At 36.5% G+C, this 16,514-nt stretch carries 8 protein-coding genes; 5 read left to right on the top strand and 3 right to left on the bottom strand.

Features of this window, described 5'->3' with window-relative positions; translation table 11 throughout:
* Positions 1-131: 131 nt before the first annotated feature.
* From HHU12_RS00575 to HHU12_RS00590, 4 genes are read left to right on the top strand one after another with little or no spacing between them, the layout of a single operon-like run.
* Entirely contained in the window at positions 132-3,260 is a 3,129-nt protein-coding gene (locus HHU12_RS00575; protein ID WP_169654195.1) for a SusC/RagA family TonB-linked outer membrane protein, read from the top strand.
* 10 nt (positions 3,261-3,270) lie between these two features.
* Positions 3,271-4,758 carry a SusD/RagB family nutrient-binding outer membrane lipoprotein gene (locus HHU12_RS00580; RefSeq protein ID WP_169654196.1) on the top strand — a complete coding sequence of 496 codons (1,488 nt, stop codon included), beginning with the start codon at positions 3,271-3,273 and terminating at the stop codon, positions 4,756-4,758.
* A gap of 13 nt (positions 4,759-4,771) precedes the next feature.
* Positions 4,772-5,692 (top strand): hypothetical protein, encoded by a 921-nt coding sequence (locus HHU12_RS00585; RefSeq protein ID WP_169654197.1) that lies wholly within the window; start codon positions 4,772-4,774, stop codon positions 5,690-5,692.
* 6 nt (positions 5,693-5,698) lie between these two features.
* On the top strand, positions 5,699-9,370 hold the full coding sequence (locus HHU12_RS00590) for a S8 family serine peptidase (RefSeq protein WP_169654198.1): 3,672 nt from the start codon (positions 5,699-5,701) through the stop codon (positions 9,368-9,370).
* Positions 9,371-9,413: 43 nt separating this feature from the next.
* On the opposite strand, the gene HHU12_RS00595 is transcribed toward HHU12_RS00590, so the two are convergent.
* The 3 genes from HHU12_RS00595 to porW all read right to left on the bottom strand — a co-directional run bounded on the left by HHU12_RS00595 (position 9,414) and on the right by porW (position 15,421).
* Positions 9,414-10,229, bottom strand: coding sequence for an AraC family transcriptional regulator (locus HHU12_RS00595; RefSeq protein WP_169654199.1), 816 nt, complete (start codon positions 10,227-10,229; stop codon positions 9,414-9,416).
* Between the two features lie 314 nt (positions 10,230-10,543).
* On the bottom strand, positions 10,544-12,916 hold the full coding sequence (locus tag HHU12_RS00600; protein WP_240970783.1) for a transglycosylase domain-containing protein: 2,373 nt from the start codon (positions 12,914-12,916) through the stop codon (positions 10,544-10,546).
* Positions 12,917-13,153: 237 nt separating this feature from the next.
* A complete protein-coding gene (porW, locus tag HHU12_RS00605; RefSeq protein ID WP_169654201.1) occupies positions 13,154-15,421 on the bottom strand; it encodes a type IX secretion system periplasmic lipoprotein PorW/SprE in 2,268 nt (755 codons plus the stop codon).
* A gap of 170 nt (positions 15,422-15,591) precedes the next feature.
* On the opposite strand from porW, the gene HHU12_RS00610 reads away from it, so the two are divergent.
* Positions 15,592-16,464 carry a M23 family metallopeptidase gene (locus tag HHU12_RS00610; RefSeq protein ID WP_169654202.1) on the top strand — a complete coding sequence of 291 codons (873 nt, stop codon included), beginning with the start codon at positions 15,592-15,594 and terminating at the stop codon, positions 16,462-16,464.
* Positions 16,465-16,514 lie beyond the last annotated feature (50 nt).

Here is a 16,514-nt window from a genome sequence, read left to right on the forward strand (position 1 = left end):
GCATCTATTACTCTAAATCAGTTTAAGGAAATTATGATAGAACGTGTATATCTCTTCAATGATTAAACTGTAAGCAAATTATCAAAGATGAACTTAAATGTAAACTTCTATTATTAAACCATCCTTAACTAATGAGACTTAAAACAATCTTATGTTGGTTGCTCTCTGTATTATCGATCTCAATATCACTTGCACAGGAAAGAGTAGTAACAGGTACAATTACCAGCGAAGGGTCCCCTTTACCTGGTGTAACAGTCGTTGTCAAAGGAACTAGACGAGGGGCTGTATCCGATGTAGACGGAAAGTATAAAATAGCACTGCAGCAAAATGACAAAGTGCTAGTCTACAATTTCATCGGTTTGAAATCACAAGAAGTAGAAGTAGGAAATCAATCCAAAATTGATGTTTCTATGGAAGCTGACACTGAACAATTAGATGAAGTAGTGGTGACAGCCAATGCCATAGAGCGTGAAAAACGTACTTTAGGCTATTCCGTAACCTCCGTGAAAGGGGAAGAAGTAGAAAGAGTAAAGTCAACCAACTTCTTAAACTCTCTCTCCGGAAAAGTGCCAGGTGTACAGATTTCACAAGCAAGTTCAAACCCTGGAGGTTCTACCAGAATTGTAATTCGAGGTACCAATTCATTGAGTGGAAATAATCAGCCTTTAATGGTTGTGGATGGTGTGCCTATTAGTAATCAGAATATTGCAACAGGTAGTGGTATTCAAGGAGCATTTGATGCTGGTAATGGTGCAGGCGAAATTAACCCCGCTGATATTGCATCGGTAACTGTATTGAAAGGAGCTTCAGCCGCCGCGCTTTATGGATCAAGAGCCGCCAATGGAGCAATCATTATTACTACTAAAAGAGGAAAATCATCTACTGGACCAACTGTAAGTATTGGTACTAGTTTTAGAGCCGAAATGCCCAATAGATTACCTTCATTTCAAAATGAATATGCTCAAGGCTCTTATGGTAAATATGATAAAAGATCAGAAAATGGATGGGGTCCTAAAATTGAAGGGCAGATTGTTCCATCTTATAATTATGATGCAGATACAGCAGGTTTACCAGAAAGTCAATGGCCTTTAGAATCACTTACTGCTTATCCGAGCAATGTAGAGGATTTCTATCAGACTGGTACGTTATTTATTAATTCCATAGATGTATCAAGTGCTACTGAAAAAGGAGATTATAGATTGGGATTCACTTCCATGAACCAAAAAGGTATTGTTCCAGGGGCAGGGTTAGACAGATATACATTTGCTATTAATGCAGGACAGCAACTTAATAAAGTCATTAAATCTAGGGTAGGTATCAACTACGTGAAATCAGAAACGAGAGGATCGGTTTCTCAAGGAGGTAACTCTCCCAATGTGTTGACAAGTATAATCAATGGTATTCCTAGAACAACCTCTATTGATCGTTTGAAATTGGTAGATGGAAAACAAGATCCGATCGGAGTCTTTTCTAATAGCCCGTATTGGGTGGCTGAGAAAAATGGTAATGATGTAAATCTTAACCGTTTCTTTGGATTTGGTATGCTGGAAGCACAGGCAACAGATTGGTTGAGCTTCAGAGCGAGAGTAGGTTTGGATTATAGAGTAGATAAACGATTCAGAAAATCAGCAAAGGGAACCCTTGGAGCATTAAATGGATCATTTACTAATGATGATATCACAAATACTGAATTGACGACATCTCTAATGGCTACAGTTCAGAAAAATTTCGGAGAGAAGTTCAAACTGACTGCCATTGTAGGTCATGAATATAATAGCAGAATGTTTGAAAGAAGTACGTTGGAAGCTTCGGAGCTATCTGTATCGGGAATTTATACTCCTACCAATGCAAAAAATACAACAAGCAGGACAGATTTTTCAGAGCAGAGATTATTAGGTATGTATGGTGATGTATCATTGACTTATGATAATTATTTGACATTGAATGTGACGATGAGAAATGATTGGTCATCTACACTTCCTAAGAACAACAACTCTTATTTTTATCCTTCAGCGAGTTTATCATTTGTCTTCTCAGATGCATTCAAAATTCATAATGATATCTTCTCCTTTGGTAAGCTTCGTTTAAGTGCTGCTCAAGTAGGTAATGATACAAATCCATATCAATTGGACTATTACTATAATCCTTTATCAGAGTATTTTGGCCAATATGGTACTACTAATAATTACCCTTTCAATGGTCAGACGGCTTACTCTGCAACCAATGTTATTCCACCTGAAAATCTAGTTCCTGAAAGACAAAACTCATGGGAAATAGGTACGGAGTTGAGTTTCTTTAATGGTAGAGCGGGAGTAGATTTTACTTTCTACAACATTGAAACATCTAATCAGATTTTGGCGGTACCTACACCTGAATCTACAGGTTATAGAAGAAAAAGAATCAATGCAGGTACAGTTACCAATCAAGGTATAGAGCTATTACTCTCATTTATTCCGGTAAAGACCAATTCTTTTGAATGGAATTCTCAAATCAATTTCACAAGAAATGAAAATAAGGTTACTGAATTAGCGGAAGGTTTGGATAAGCTTCAGATTGCTTCTGGTTTTAATGGAGTTTCTGTTCAAGCAGTACCAGGAGAGTCTTTACAATTACAGGGTGTAGGTTTTAAAAGAGCTGAAACGGGAGAAATTCTAGTTGACCCTAAAACTGGTTTGAGAATGCAGGGTGATGAACAAACATTCGGAGAGATTCAGCCAGAATTCCTTTTAGGGTTCCAAAATAGCTTCACTTATAAAGGCGTGACTTTAAACTTCCTGATTGATTGGAATCAGGGAGGTAAGATGATTTCAAGAACAGTAGGTGATTTAAGATTTGATGGTCTAGCAGCAGAAACAGCTGTTAATAGAGAGCAGGTATTTATAGATAAAAATGCTTACATCGAAAATGGAGACGGTTCTGTTAAACAAAATGATATAGCTGTGACACATCAGGATTACTGGCAAGCTTACTCTACAAGCGGTATTGCAGAAGGCTCAGTATTCAGTAAAACCTATATAAAACTTCGTGAAGTAAGTTTATCCTATGCATTGCCTAAAGCCTTGTTGAAGAAAACAGGTTTTATCAAGTCGGTGGCTGTGGGTTTTGAAGCAAGAAACCTTTGGCTTATTTACAGTGAAATACCTCATATCGATCCAGAAACAAGTTTGTTCCAAGCGGCAAGTGATGCTTCAGGATCCGTGGAAATGGGTAGTTTACCTTCTACAAGAAGTTTTGGTGGAAATCTTAAACTAGTATTCTAGAACAATGAAGATGAATAATAAATACAGCAACCTATTAACAAGAGTATGTGTGTTCGTTGCCCTTACATTCAGTTACTCTTGTGATAGTATTTTAGATGTAAATACAGACCCTTTTGCTGCAGGCGATGAACAGATAGCCGAACAGCCGGGATTACTCATGACGACAATCATGACAAATATTAGTTCTGATAAGGTAATGGAAACGAATTTGTTTAACCGCTGGGCGCAGCATTATGTGGGGGCTGGAGCAAATGTATTCTCCTCAGCAGACAATTTCTCTATCCCTTCCTTCCCTCAAACCAATACTTGGGCAACTTATTATGCCAACTGCTTGAAAAATGCAAGTAGAGGTGAACTTTTGGCCAATGAGATAGGAGAAGTAAATACTGCTTCACAATTCAAGATCATGCAGGCTTTTGCTTTTTATCACCTGACATTAATGTTTGAAGATGTTCCATTTACCGAAGCATTAAACACAGATATTCTTTTTCCAAATGGAAATTTTCAGGAAGAAATCTTAAAAGGTATTGTGGACATGCTAGATGAAGCAGTTGATAATTTTGATATGAGTGACCCTGCAAAGATTGGTGGTGAAGATCTACTTTTCAAGGGCGACTTAAACCGATGGATTAAATTTGCGAACTCTATTAAAATAAAAACTTTAATGCTGATTGCAGCAAAGGATGAAGCTTATGCGAAACCCAAATTGGAATCAGCATTCAGACAAGAACACGTGGAAGATTTAGGTGATGAAGTAGTTATGAATTACTATGAAGACCTGAATAATGCCAACCAATTTTATAAACTACACTTTCAGTTTGCTGGAGGGCAGAGTTTATTCTTCTTTGCAAGTACCCCATTTATTGATTTATTGAGAGGAACTAATGATCCACGATTGGATATTTTTTATGATCGTCCGGATGGTGTGGTAGACGCTGTACCACACACTGGTGTAGCTCCAGGATCAAGTTCAGCTTTCACTTCAAATTCTGTATTAAGTTTAAACTTTATCACTGCTACTTCTCCTGATTATTGGGTAACTGCTGCTGAGTTAAAGTTTATGAGAGCAGAAGCAATTCTTAAGGGGTGGATTCCGGGTACTACTTCAGATGCCAATGATTATTATAGAGAAGGTATTGTATTGAATATAATCCATTTGAATTCACTGACGGCAGTTCAAGATAATGGAAGTGGTGTCACTCAATTCGAATACGATAACTATAATGGAGCCTTGCCTGACTTACAAACATTAGCTCCTAGCAATGCACTTCAAGCTGTATATCACCAAGGTTATATTGAAACATTTCAAAGAGGAATGGACGCATGGACTTATGTAAGAAGAACTGATTACCCGAGTGACCGCCCATTGCCTATTGATGCTGTATTGAGTGAACACATTGCTCGATTGCCTTACTCTCCTAATGAGATAAGTGCTAACCCGAACATTCCAGAACAAAAACCTTTGGATTTCCCAATGTGGTTTATGCCTTCAAATTAAACCTAAGAAACAGATGAAAAATAAATTAATACTAATAGGGCTTTTATGCATGGGAGTTTTCTTCCAAAGCTGTGAGCTTTATGATACCTATAAAGAGGAAGTTCAAGCTGAGTTTATCGGGGAGACAGTGGCTTTTTCAGTAGCAACGCCTATTGGAGAAGTAGACTCCATCAAGGAAAATTCAGTGCCGCTTAGCTTGGAAGTAAGAATGCCTATGGCAATTAATACAGACCGAGGAATTGAGGTGACGTACTCCTTCGGAGGAGCTGCATCTTTTGGAACAGACTTTACAGCTAAAGCCATTGAAAGAAATAATCCAGACTTTCAAGATGTAACAGAAAAGTTTGCTACAGCTGAAGGTGGAAAGTTTATCATTAAAAATAGGATTAAATCAGAAGATGCTACAGGTGAAGAAAACTTTACAAACACAAGGAATACTGCAGATATAGAAGTCTCTCCATTGGTAGTTTATGGAGTGGATAAAGAAGGAGGGAAGACTTTAGATATTATTCTAGAATCTGCTGTGAATTTAGATAATGGACAGGAGATAACAGTAGGTCAAGGAGGTATTCGTAAAGTATATAATATTGTCATTGAGGATATTCATTGCCCTACAAGTTTAGATGGTACTTATGCCGCTGAGATGACCACTGAAGAAGGAACAAAAACAGTAGATGATGTTACGCTTACTACGGTTGGTCCATTAGCGAATCCAGATAATATTTGGGGACTTTATAACATTTCAAATATTGCAGGTGATTTCCAAGACATTCCTTTCCAAATCATAGATCAATGTGGTGAGTTTTTAGGCCCATCAGATAATTATGTGTCTCTTCAAGGTGAAACTTTATCGAATGGGAAAATTTCCTTGGAAGTTTTATTTACAGATGGGACGACGACAAAACAATGGGTACTTCTTCTCACTAAAAAGTAAAAGACCATGAAAAAAGATTATATATATAAAATACTCCTATTCATGGGAAGTCTCATGTTGGGAAGTGAAGTAGTGGCACAGCAACAGCAATTGGCCACTTCTCCATCGCAAAGGTGGATTACTCCATCTATTCAATCTGCTCCCGCAAAGCTTTTTGTAAGGTTCAAAGACCCTAAAGATGTAGCATTTGCTTATATGGATGCAGGGCAGCAACAGTTTGTGGATAGTGAGAAAAGAAGAATTTACAATCTGTTGACTGATGCGAGGATCAAAAGAGTAATGGAACCCATGTCTGTATTGAAGAATAGTGTTTCAGACGTTCTTCAGATCACTCTTTACGAGCAATCTGATATGGATAATTTCCGCAGGGAATTAAATAATGATCCTAATGTGATGTACGTGGAGAGTGTTCCCTTGCCGATTATTTTTAATGATCCCAATGATCCATTAGCAAAAGATCAATATCACTTGGACTTGGTAGGAGCAATGGAAGCGTGGGGAAAAGGAAAAACGATAGAAGGGCAGAGAGATGTTGTATTAGCAATTGTAGATGATGGTGTTTTGATTACACATGAAGACTTAGTTGCAAATATATATATCAACGAAGGTGAAATACCTAACAATGGAAGGGATGATGACAAAAATGGTTATATAGATGATTACCAAGGTTGGGATGCATCAGGAGATACTTACGAAAATGGAGACCCTGATCCTAATCCACCGAGATCTGAAGCAAGTCGATTTAATTTTTCTCACGGCACACACTGTGCAGGTATTGCAGGAGCTGTAACGAATAATAGTACAGGAGGGGCATCCGTTACCAACAATGGAGTAAAGATTCTAGCAGTAAAAGCAACCTCTGATGATACACCTGATGCAAGAGCAATTACACATTCGACAGAAGCATTAATGTATGCCATTGAGATGGAAGCGGATATTGTGAGTATGTCTTATGGTGGCTACGGTTATTCGGCAACAATTGCAAGGATGATTAAAGAAGCTACAGAAGAAAAAGGAATGCTGTTTGTAGCGGCGGCAGGAAATGATAACGTGAATTTGCCAAGTTATCCTGCAGGCTATGATAATGTGATTGCGGTAGCAAATACGACTAGTAATGATGTAAAATCACCTTCGTCTCAATATGGTGCATGGATAGACATTTCAGCACCCGGAACTGATATTATCAGTACCGTAGCGGCAGATAATGGGAACCCTTTAGGAGATTATGCACCTTATACCGGTACTTCCATGTCATGTCCGATGGTAGCAGGAGCTGCCGCTTTTCTTAAGACACAGAATATCAATCTAACACCAGATCAGCTATCAGCAGTATTAATGGGAACTTCTACGGATATTAACCCTAGAAACCCTAATTATCAGAATGCTTTGGGTGCAGGAAGAATTAATATGAGTGCGGCCATGGATGCTTTGCAATCCAATAGACCTTTAGCGGCTTTCAACATTCTTTCTGATAATGGCATCATCAACCAAGCCTTAGAATTCGAAAACCTTTCTTTTGGCTCAAACTTGACTTATTTCTGGACTTTTGGAGATGAAACTACATCTACAGAAATGAACCCTTCTCATACTTATACCTCACTGACTGATTTAGGTTCGTATGTGATAACACTTACTGTGAAAGATGATCAAGGGAGAGAAAATACATTTAGAAGAGCAATCAGAATGACAGAAGGACCTCCAAAAGGACCTGAAGAAACAGTACCTTTCTCCAATGACTTCCAATTGGATACTGGCGGTTTTGTGACAGAGACCGTTTATTTTGACGGTGGAGATGGAGATGATATTTGGGAATGGGGAAGAGCAAGAGGTGATGATATCAATAGCGGAGACTCGTTAACTTGGGCTACTACTCTAGCCGGTGGAGTTCCATTAAGATCATTTGAAGCCTATTTATATACACCAACTTTTGACCTTACTGAAGCTGGCCACGAATATAAAATCAACTTCCTGAAAAGCATGCATATTACCTACTGTAATGCTCCTGCAGCTGCGAAAATGGAATACACTACTGATAATGGTGGTACGTGGAAATTATTAGGAGATGCTTTTGATGGATTAGGGACTGGGTGGTACAATAAGACGCCAGATGACGCTTGTGCAATTCATCCTATTATTTTCCAAGATCAAGTAGGTTGGTTAGGGAATTATGATAGGGATTCTACATCTTATAATGTATCGTTTTTAACGGGTGAAAAAGTAAGATTCAGGTTTGTCTACAGAATGGAGTCTGCTTTCTTGATTGAAGATACGGATGACGGATTCATGATCAACAACTTCAATTTAACGAAAAAGGATCCATCTGGTGAATTTACAAAACCTGCTGATGTAGCTTATGTAAACAGACCAATCGATTTTATCTATAACTCTGGCGGTGCAACTACCTATGCTTGGGATTTTGGTGATGGAGGAACTTCAACAGAAAAAGACCCTACATACACTTACACTACTGCGGGAACATATATTGTGAAGCTGGAAGTAGATAATAATCCTGCATCTGCTTACCAAGATACCATAGGTATTTTAGGGATAAAAGAAGCTCCTTTCTTGGCTTCAGATGGAGGAGATTTAGAGTCTGATGAATTATTATTCTACTCATTGAACCTTGCAGGAACAGATTTATTGCTGGATAGTTCAGCCATAACAGGGAAATCAGGAACAACAAGTGGTTCTAATGCTTATGTTCTTGGTCCAGATACGGCAGGGTATCAAGTTCCGACAGGTTTCTATTTGTATACTTCTGTATTTGATTTACCTGGTGATCAAGAAAATTTTGATTCCACTCAGATGTTTACGTTCCAATTGAAAATGGACGTAGCCGATAAAATTGATGGTATGCGAGTAGAATTTACAGATGATTATGGTGCATCATGGCGTCCATTAGGTTTCTATAAAGACTCGGATTGGACCAATGAATTATCAAGTGAAGATCACTGGGGAGGAGAAGGGATTCCGCTAATGACAGGTTCGACAAATGATCAATGGGTGACGAAATACATTCCATTGGCAGGGTTTGAAGGTGAAAAAGTAGCAATGCGTTTATTCTTTGTAGGTGCCACACTAGATTCTAGCGGAGGTATTGGCCTAGCGATGGATGATTTCCAAGTATTGGATTACACTCCCACTGTAGGTACTTTAAATTACGCTGTAGATAAAACAGTGGTTGGGTTAAATGAAAAAGTGACGTTTACAAATGCTTCAAATACAAGTGGTGCATTGATCGGATGGGCTTTTCAGGATGATCCAAGTGAAGATTTTATCATACGCTATGGTGAAGGTCCTCATGAGATAGAATATACAACAGAAGGAAGGAAAAGTATGTCAATGTTTGTAGTAGGTACCAATGAACAGAGAGATTTTTCAAACGTGGTAAATGTGACCACTTCTGCAACTGCAAATGTGACAAGTCTTGAAGGAGATCTTGCAGAAAAGGCACCAATTATATATCCCAACCCTGGTGTTGGAAAGGATTTATACATTATGTCAAAATTGAAGATCAATAATGTGAATTTATTTAAGACTTCAGGTGAAAAGGTAGATGTGCCTGTAACATTGTTAAGTGGTAAATTGGATATATCATTGCTCAGTGAAGGTATTTATATCCTTAAAATAGAACGAGAAGACGGAGAAATATTCCATAAGAAATTCATTAAGAAATAGAAGTTCAGGAGAGCATGTTGAAAAGCATGCTCTTTTTTATTGATTATCCATTTCTAAACTGAGAAGGAGTTTGTTCAGTATTTCTTTTAAAATATTTATTGAAGTGAGATGTGTCTTTGAAATCTAATTTATAAGCTACTTCACTGATAGGGAGATTTGTATATAGCAAAAGTCGCTTTGCTTCTTTGATAATAAATTCGCCTATTACCTTTGAAGCGGCAATTCCTGTAGCCTGTCTGCAGATTGTGTTTAAGTTTTGTGGAGTAGTATTTAGTTTTTCAGCATAGAAGTGAACACTGTTGTGAATAACTTCATCATTTTCTAATAAACTTTTGAAATCCACAAAAATTGAAGGAAGGTTGGTCTTAATAGTGCTTTCAATTGGTGAAATTGTTGTTAAAGTTTTAGCAAATAATGCTTTTAGCAAACCTTCAACAATAGTTTGTTGATAACTTGTTGATTTTTTCACTTCCTCTACCAACAATTCAAAAATAGTGTTGATTTTCTCAAACTCTTTCACATCCACACAAACTTGATTACTTAATTGTGCAATCAGTTTCTCAAGTTCTTTATCCATAGAATTTTCAAGGAAATCTTTTTTCAGAATGATTACATATCCTTTGGGAGGTGTAGTAATATCCCAACAATGTAATTGATCTTTCCTCATAAAGAACATCGTTGGAGGTTGGATTATGAAAGTATCATTGTCAATAATGTGTGTGCCCGAACCTTGATACAAATAGATAATCTCAAAATATTTATGATGCTTATGCGGTTTGGTTTTGCGGATACTTTCCTTGAAAGGTTCAATTTTAATATTGCCTTTACTCTGTAATTTGTCTTTTATTTCTATGTCCATTTCAAAACTAGGTCAATGTACTGTTGAAAAGAGCTTTGATTCAACAATAATATTTAAACACTATTTGATACTGATTGAGTTATGCGGTATTCAGTGTAATAAGTAATCGGCTAAAATTAACAAATAAATATTTGTGGGTTGGATTTTTAATCGGTCAACGTAACAATACTCTGTAAAAAGTGATATTATTTAAAGTTTTTTATAGAGTACAGCTTAAACGACTAATAATATACTTTGTCAAGTGACTTTGTATAAAAAAAGGCGAGAACAAACACTTGGTCTATTCTCGCCTTTCTGTTAATTGAAACTACTGTTTACAAAATTCCATCTGTAGCTTCAGTAGGTTGCATATATTCATCTTCCATTGTAGAATCTGGCTCTGCACCAAATTCACCGAAGTTTTCAACATCGTATTTACTACAATCAAGCTCAACATCGATTGGTTTTGAAGGTTCAGGGAATGTAGACCTCTTATATCCCAACTCATTGATAAGCTTTTTATCTGCATAAACGTCTTCCATGAAGTAGGCAAATGCAGGAAGTGCTTGTCTTGCACCTTGACCATATTTGATCGTTCTAAAGTGAATACTTCTGTCTTCACCACCACACCAAACGCCAGTGACAAGATCATTTGTGAAGCCCATAAACCAAGCATCTGAGAAGTTGGCTGTTGTACCTGTTTTACCAGCTACGTGGAAATCTTCTCTTGTTTTCTGATCTCTTCTGAAATTATAGCGAGTCAATCTTAAAGCTGTACCACCTGCCTCTTCAGATGTACCTCTCAACATATAAGTCATTAACCATGCTGTTTTCTCATTCAGCGCTTCCTTCTTCTTAGGAATAAACTCTTTCAGTACACGACCGTTTTTATCTTCAATTCTTGTAATGAATAATGGTTCCGTCCAGACACCCTTATTAATAAAGGTAGAGTAGGCAGTTACCATTTCATAAACAGAAACATCTTCAGTACCCAAACACAGTGAAGGTACACCTAATATAGGCTTCTTATCATAACCTGTTATACCTCTTTCTCTGTCATCATCTGTGAGCATATAGTCAAACATTTGATCCCTTATAAATCGGAAACCAAACTTATCCGCAGAGTATTTTGCTAGCTCATTAGCCGTTAATTCTTTTACTAAATAGGCGGCGGCTGTGTTGATGGATCTTGACATTGCTTGACGCATTGTAAAAGTTTGTCCACTATAGCGGTCTGCATTTTTAGGAGTCCAAGGTTTGTCTGATTTTGCTTCTTCAGCCGTGAATGTGATAGGGATATCTACAATAGGAGAACAAGGTTGGAATCTGTCTTCCAATGCTCTTGAATACAAGAACGGTTTGAAAGTTGAACCAGGTTGTCTGTATCCTAATCTTACGTGATCGTATTTAAAGTACTTGTAGTTAATGCCACCTACCCAAGCTTTGATTTCACCTGATTTAGGTTCCATTGACATCATACCAATCTGTAAGAACATTTTATAGTAACGCAATGAATCGTAAGAACTCATTAATGTGTCAATTTGATAATCTGGATTGTTCCAAGAGAAGACCCTCATTTTTTTCTTCACTTTCAACTGCTTGTCGATCGCTAAAGAGTCATTACCAATTTGTTTTCTTAATGTTCTATAAACTTGAGTTCTTCTGATAGCTCTAGCCATAAAGTTAGGAATCACTTTACCTTCTCTATCTCTCCAAGGTTTTCCTTGTCCTTTCCAGTGCTCATTAAATAAAGCTTGTTGCTCTCGCATGTGTTTTTCGACAGCTTTTTCAGCATATTTCTGAACTCTAGAATCAATAGTTGTATAGATTTTAAGTCCGTCAGCATAAAGGTCAAACCCTTTTTCTTTACAGAATTTCAAAAGGTCTTTCACAACCTCCGCTCTGAAGTAAGGAGCAATACCTTTATTGTGGTTTTCTACATTATAATTAAGGACCATTTCTTCGGCCATCAATTTCTGTTCCTCAGCTTTGTCGATATAGCCGTATTTTTCCATTTGAGAAATTACCTTATTACGAACATAAACGGCTCTTTCAGGATGATATCTTGGGCTGTAATATGAAGGGGCTTGAAGAATACCCACCAATACAGCAGCTTCAGGAATACTTAACTGATCAGGGTCTACACCAAAGAAAGTTCTTGAAGCTACATGAATACCAAATGCATTTGAACCAAAATCCACTGTGTTCAAATACATGGTGATAATTTCTTTTTTAGTATATGAAGTCTCTAACTCAACTGCTACAATCCATTCTTTAAACTTGTTGATTACTAAGTTCAAACCTCTCACATCAGAAAGTCTGCCTCTTAAGTTTTCCTCTCTTCTGATTTTGAATAAGTTCTTAGCCAACTGTTGTGTGATAGTAGATGAACCCCTCTTTTGTCCACCCATTGTTACATATTTAAATAGATAATATGGAACAGCAAGTGTGGCTTTGAAGTCGATGCCTGAGTGATCTTTGAAACGTACATCCTCAGAAGCTAAAAGTGCATTTAATAAATTAGGAGATAAATCCTCATATTCTGACTTGGTTCTATTCTTACGGAAATACTTACCCAAAAGTACTCCATCTGCAGAGTAAAGTTCAGAAGCTAATTCACTTTTAGGGTTTTCTAAAATACTTGGATCTGGCAATTCACCATAGAGGTTGAACCAGTTGTTTTTTAATGAAAATCCTAATAATATCATGCTTATCACACCGACAAAAAATAGGATCCAAAGTGTTCGTATAGCTTTTAAATACATAAGTTTTTATTATTCATTGCTCAAGTAATAGGACAAATTAAAATTGATTGTAAAAAATGAAAAACATAATCAATTGTGTACTAGTACTTAAGCTAAATTGAGTTAAGACATGGTCACTTCAACGGGCAAGTTAATCATTCTATTTTAAAAGAGAATAAATGACCGTTGAAGAAAAAATATTTATTCTTCTATCGTTATATCAAAGTCATGATACCTTCCTGGGATATAACCGTTTTCTAGTCTGCGTTCTGTAATCTGTTCCAGCATACCGTTTGAAATGTCAGTAAACTCACTTTCAGGATATCTTTTCTGGAAATTAAGGATGGCTTCTTTAAAGATTTTATAATACTTAGTAGTTCTTCCTACCAACAAAACTCTCAAGAAACGCCCTTTTTCCTCATAAGAACTTTGAGGGAAATCATTTAGAAGTTCATTCAGCTTTTTATCTGATGCATTATAATCTCCCTTATTATATAAGGTATAGGCATCTACATATAAATCTCTGATATAATTTTCTCTTTCATTGGTTTCTTTGACATAGTTAGGATTGACTAAAATTTTTGAATACAAGCAATCAGGATAATTGTCGATCAAATATTGTTTTGAAGTCTCAGCATCACAGCCGTCATATTCTTGGCAAATAACATATACTAAATAAGCCACTTCATGTGCGTTTTCATCCTCAGGATAATCATTCAGAAAACGATTAAAATTAGCTAAAGCATTGTCAGTGATTTTAATCTGATACATATACACCTTACCTAATTCAAAAAGAGCATCAGCTAGCTTTTTGTGTACTGCCTGCATTTGTTCTTCTGAAGTGGGTATTTCTTGTTTTCTTTCCTCAAAAGAACGAACACCTGCGAAAAGGTTTTCATCAATTCCCTCATTTTCATTTCCTTTTTTAGAAGGATTGTTTTTGGGTGAAGGTCTGTTATTATTCGTTTGAGCCTGATTGTTATTCGTATTGAAGTCTAATTTATTCGATCTTCTCCAGTTATCTTCTAAGGCTCTTGAACCCCAAGTTCTTAAAAACTGAGATTTACCTTGAGCAATAGCAGTAGTATTATAGAAGTAGAACTCTTTCGATGCTTTTGAATTAAAATTAGAAGATTTACTTACTTCAGGTTTGCTTTTTCTCTTCTCATTCTCCTTCGCATACTGCTGTCTTAAAATGATTTCTTCTTTTTCCTTTTCAATTTCTTCTTCCAGGAAAATAGTCTGTTCATCTTCCGGCATTCCAGCAAGCTTTATCAATCGTTCCTGCTCCATTACAATTTTTGTGTACTTGGCTAGATCTTGAAGGTTATCAGATTTTTTCTTGATATCCTCAAATCCGTATACACTTTCATCAAAGTTTTGAACAGCACTGTCATAATAAGCTGCGGCGGCGATATAATCCTTTTTCTCATCATAATAAATATCGCCAGCAGTTAAATAAGAGTGTCCTTTTTGAATTTTATTGGTTGTGCTGACCTGCACAGATTCATTCAGTTCTATTAAAGCACGATCATAATCAGGTTTTCTCAATTGAAACTGAGCCATTTCATAGTAGATTTTATCTCTATCATCCCAGTAATTATGATCCTTCAGCTTTTTATCAAAATACTTCTTTATTTTTTTGATTTGTTTCTGATCCTCAAAGTTCACCGGCTGCATACTGTAAGCACTGATATCAGACTGGAATTCTAATACATTTGTCTTAGAAAGTTTTTCTGCCTTAGTGTAAGCTTTATAAGCATCATCAATCTTTCCTCTCTTTTCAAGCATTTGCCCGAGGATAAAATAATATCGCGCTTTATACTGTTTCTTTTCTTCTAGTTCTACGGCGTAGCGTAAATGCTGAATAGACTGAACATAGTCCATCTTATTTCTATAATAATGGGCGAAATTCAGGTGGTAATCCTTTGTGTTTTTATCCGAGAAAGGAGCAGTTTCTTGTTTGATCACATCCTTTACTAACGTAATATTGGCTTCTTCCTCTTTTTCAATAAACATTCTCAATAAAGCATTGAGTGCTTCATGTCTGCTGTCATTGTCAGTTGTTTTTGCGTTGACATATTTGAAAGTAGTCAGAGCATTTTCATAATCCTCTTCATACAATCTTACCCAACCCACTAACAGATAACACTCATCTATCCAATCACTCGACTGATGAAACTTAATGGGTCTTGATGCTTTAGTGATGACATAATCAAGTTGTTCCTTATAAGTTAAAGTTTTATTGGAGTCAATAGGGATGAGTATGGAAAGCACATCATTGTAATCATCATTGTGTGCACTGAAGTAATCATTTTCAAACTGATCTATTCCCTCTTTTGCTAAGAAATAGGAGTTATAATGCGTAGCCGTATTATGATAAAAATGACAACCCGATCCTAGTAATAGAAAAATTAATAGAAAAGATTTAAAAAAATACTTATATATGAAGTTTGAAAAAGTTTGCATCGTTTTTCAACAAGAATTACTCTTTAAAGAATTTATTTAGTAGCTAATTTACAGTTTTTCTTGACCAAAAAGTTATAAAAAATCAATACTTCTTTCAAAAATGAGAAGAAACCGTGCATTTATTGTAATTTTGTCAACAAGAACCTTCTGGCAAGAAGAAGAAATTATACATGAAAAGACAAGGTAAAACGTTATCAGAATGGCTAACAACAAGATTTGTGCTTGTTGTTAGAGATGAGGAAACATTCGCAGAAAGAGCAGCATACAGATTATCCTATGTAAAAATACTTTTACTCTTTGGTATTGTTTTTACAATTCTTGGAGGCTTAAGTTTTCTTTTAGCAACTACCTTATTATCTAGGATATTTGATCCTAGAGTTGCCTACAGAGAGACAGACCGTAAACTGATAGAGATGGAAAGAATCGTAGACTCTCTAAAAATTGCTTCAGATGAAAAAGATGTTTACATGGCATCTATCAAAGCAATTTTGGATGGAGAAGTGGACGATGCAAAAGACATTAAAGCAAAAGTAATTGAAGCTTCAAGCGTGCAGGAAACTGAAGTTGATTTAACACAGGTTGATCCTGTTGATTCTGTCTTTAGAAGTGAGTTTGAAGGTCTGGAAATTAAGTCAGCTCCTGTAAGCGATGTCAGTACTGGTGTGGATGAGTTGTTCTTTTTCCCGCCTGTATCAAATGGCGTATTGTCTAATGGTTTCGATATCAGAAAAGGCCACTACGGTGTGGATGTTCTAGCCAAACGGAATGAAGGTATAAAAGCAATTGCAGAAGGAACTGTGATACTTTCATCCTGGACACAGGACTCAGGATATGTTATTGGCATTCAGCATAAAGGACAAATTCTTTCATTTTATAAGCACAATTCAGTCTTATTGAAAAAAGTGGGAGAAACGGTTAGGACTGGAGATATCATAGCAATTATAGGAAATAGCGGAGAAATGACCGATGGTCAACACCTTCATTTCGAACTGTGGTTTAAAGGAAACCCAGTTGATCCCGTTGATTTTATACCTTTTGAATAGAAATACTTATCTTTAAAAGAGTTCTGGTAGGCTTTAGAAAAAGAAGTACT

The sequence above is a fragment of the Flammeovirga aprica JL-4 genome (genome assembly GCF_012844305.1).
Classification (GTDB): Bacteria; Bacteroidota; Bacteroidia; order Cytophagales; family Flammeovirgaceae; genus Flammeovirga; species Flammeovirga aprica.

Excerpts from the sequence above, each read along its gene's own strand:
- HHU12_RS00575 (WP_169654195.1), top strand. The coding sequence starts at position 132 with ATGAGACTTAAAACAATCTTATGTTGGTTGCTCTCTGTATTATCGATC.
- HHU12_RS00580 (WP_169654196.1), top strand. The coding sequence starts at position 3,271 with ATGAATAATAAATACAGCAACCTATTAACAAGAGTATGTGTGTTCGTT.
- HHU12_RS00585 (WP_169654197.1), top strand. The coding sequence starts at position 4,772 with ATGAAAAATAAATTAATACTAATAGGGCTTTTATGCATGGGAGTTTTC.
- HHU12_RS00590 (WP_169654198.1), top strand. The coding sequence starts at position 5,699 with ATGAAAAAAGATTATATATATAAAATACTCCTATTCATGGGAAGTCTC.
- HHU12_RS00595 (WP_169654199.1), bottom strand. The coding sequence starts at position 10,229 with ATGGACATAGAAATAAAAGACAAATTACAGAGTAAAGGCAATATTAAA.
- HHU12_RS00600 (WP_240970783.1), bottom strand. The coding sequence starts at position 12,916 with ATGATATTATTAGGATTTTCATTAAAAAACAACTGGTTCAACCTCTAT.
- porW (WP_169654201.1), bottom strand. The coding sequence starts at position 15,421 with ATGCAAACTTTTTCAAACTTCATATATAAGTATTTTTTTAAATCTTTT.
- HHU12_RS00610 (WP_169654202.1), top strand. The coding sequence starts at position 15,592 with ATGAAAAGACAAGGTAAAACGTTATCAGAATGGCTAACAACAAGATTT.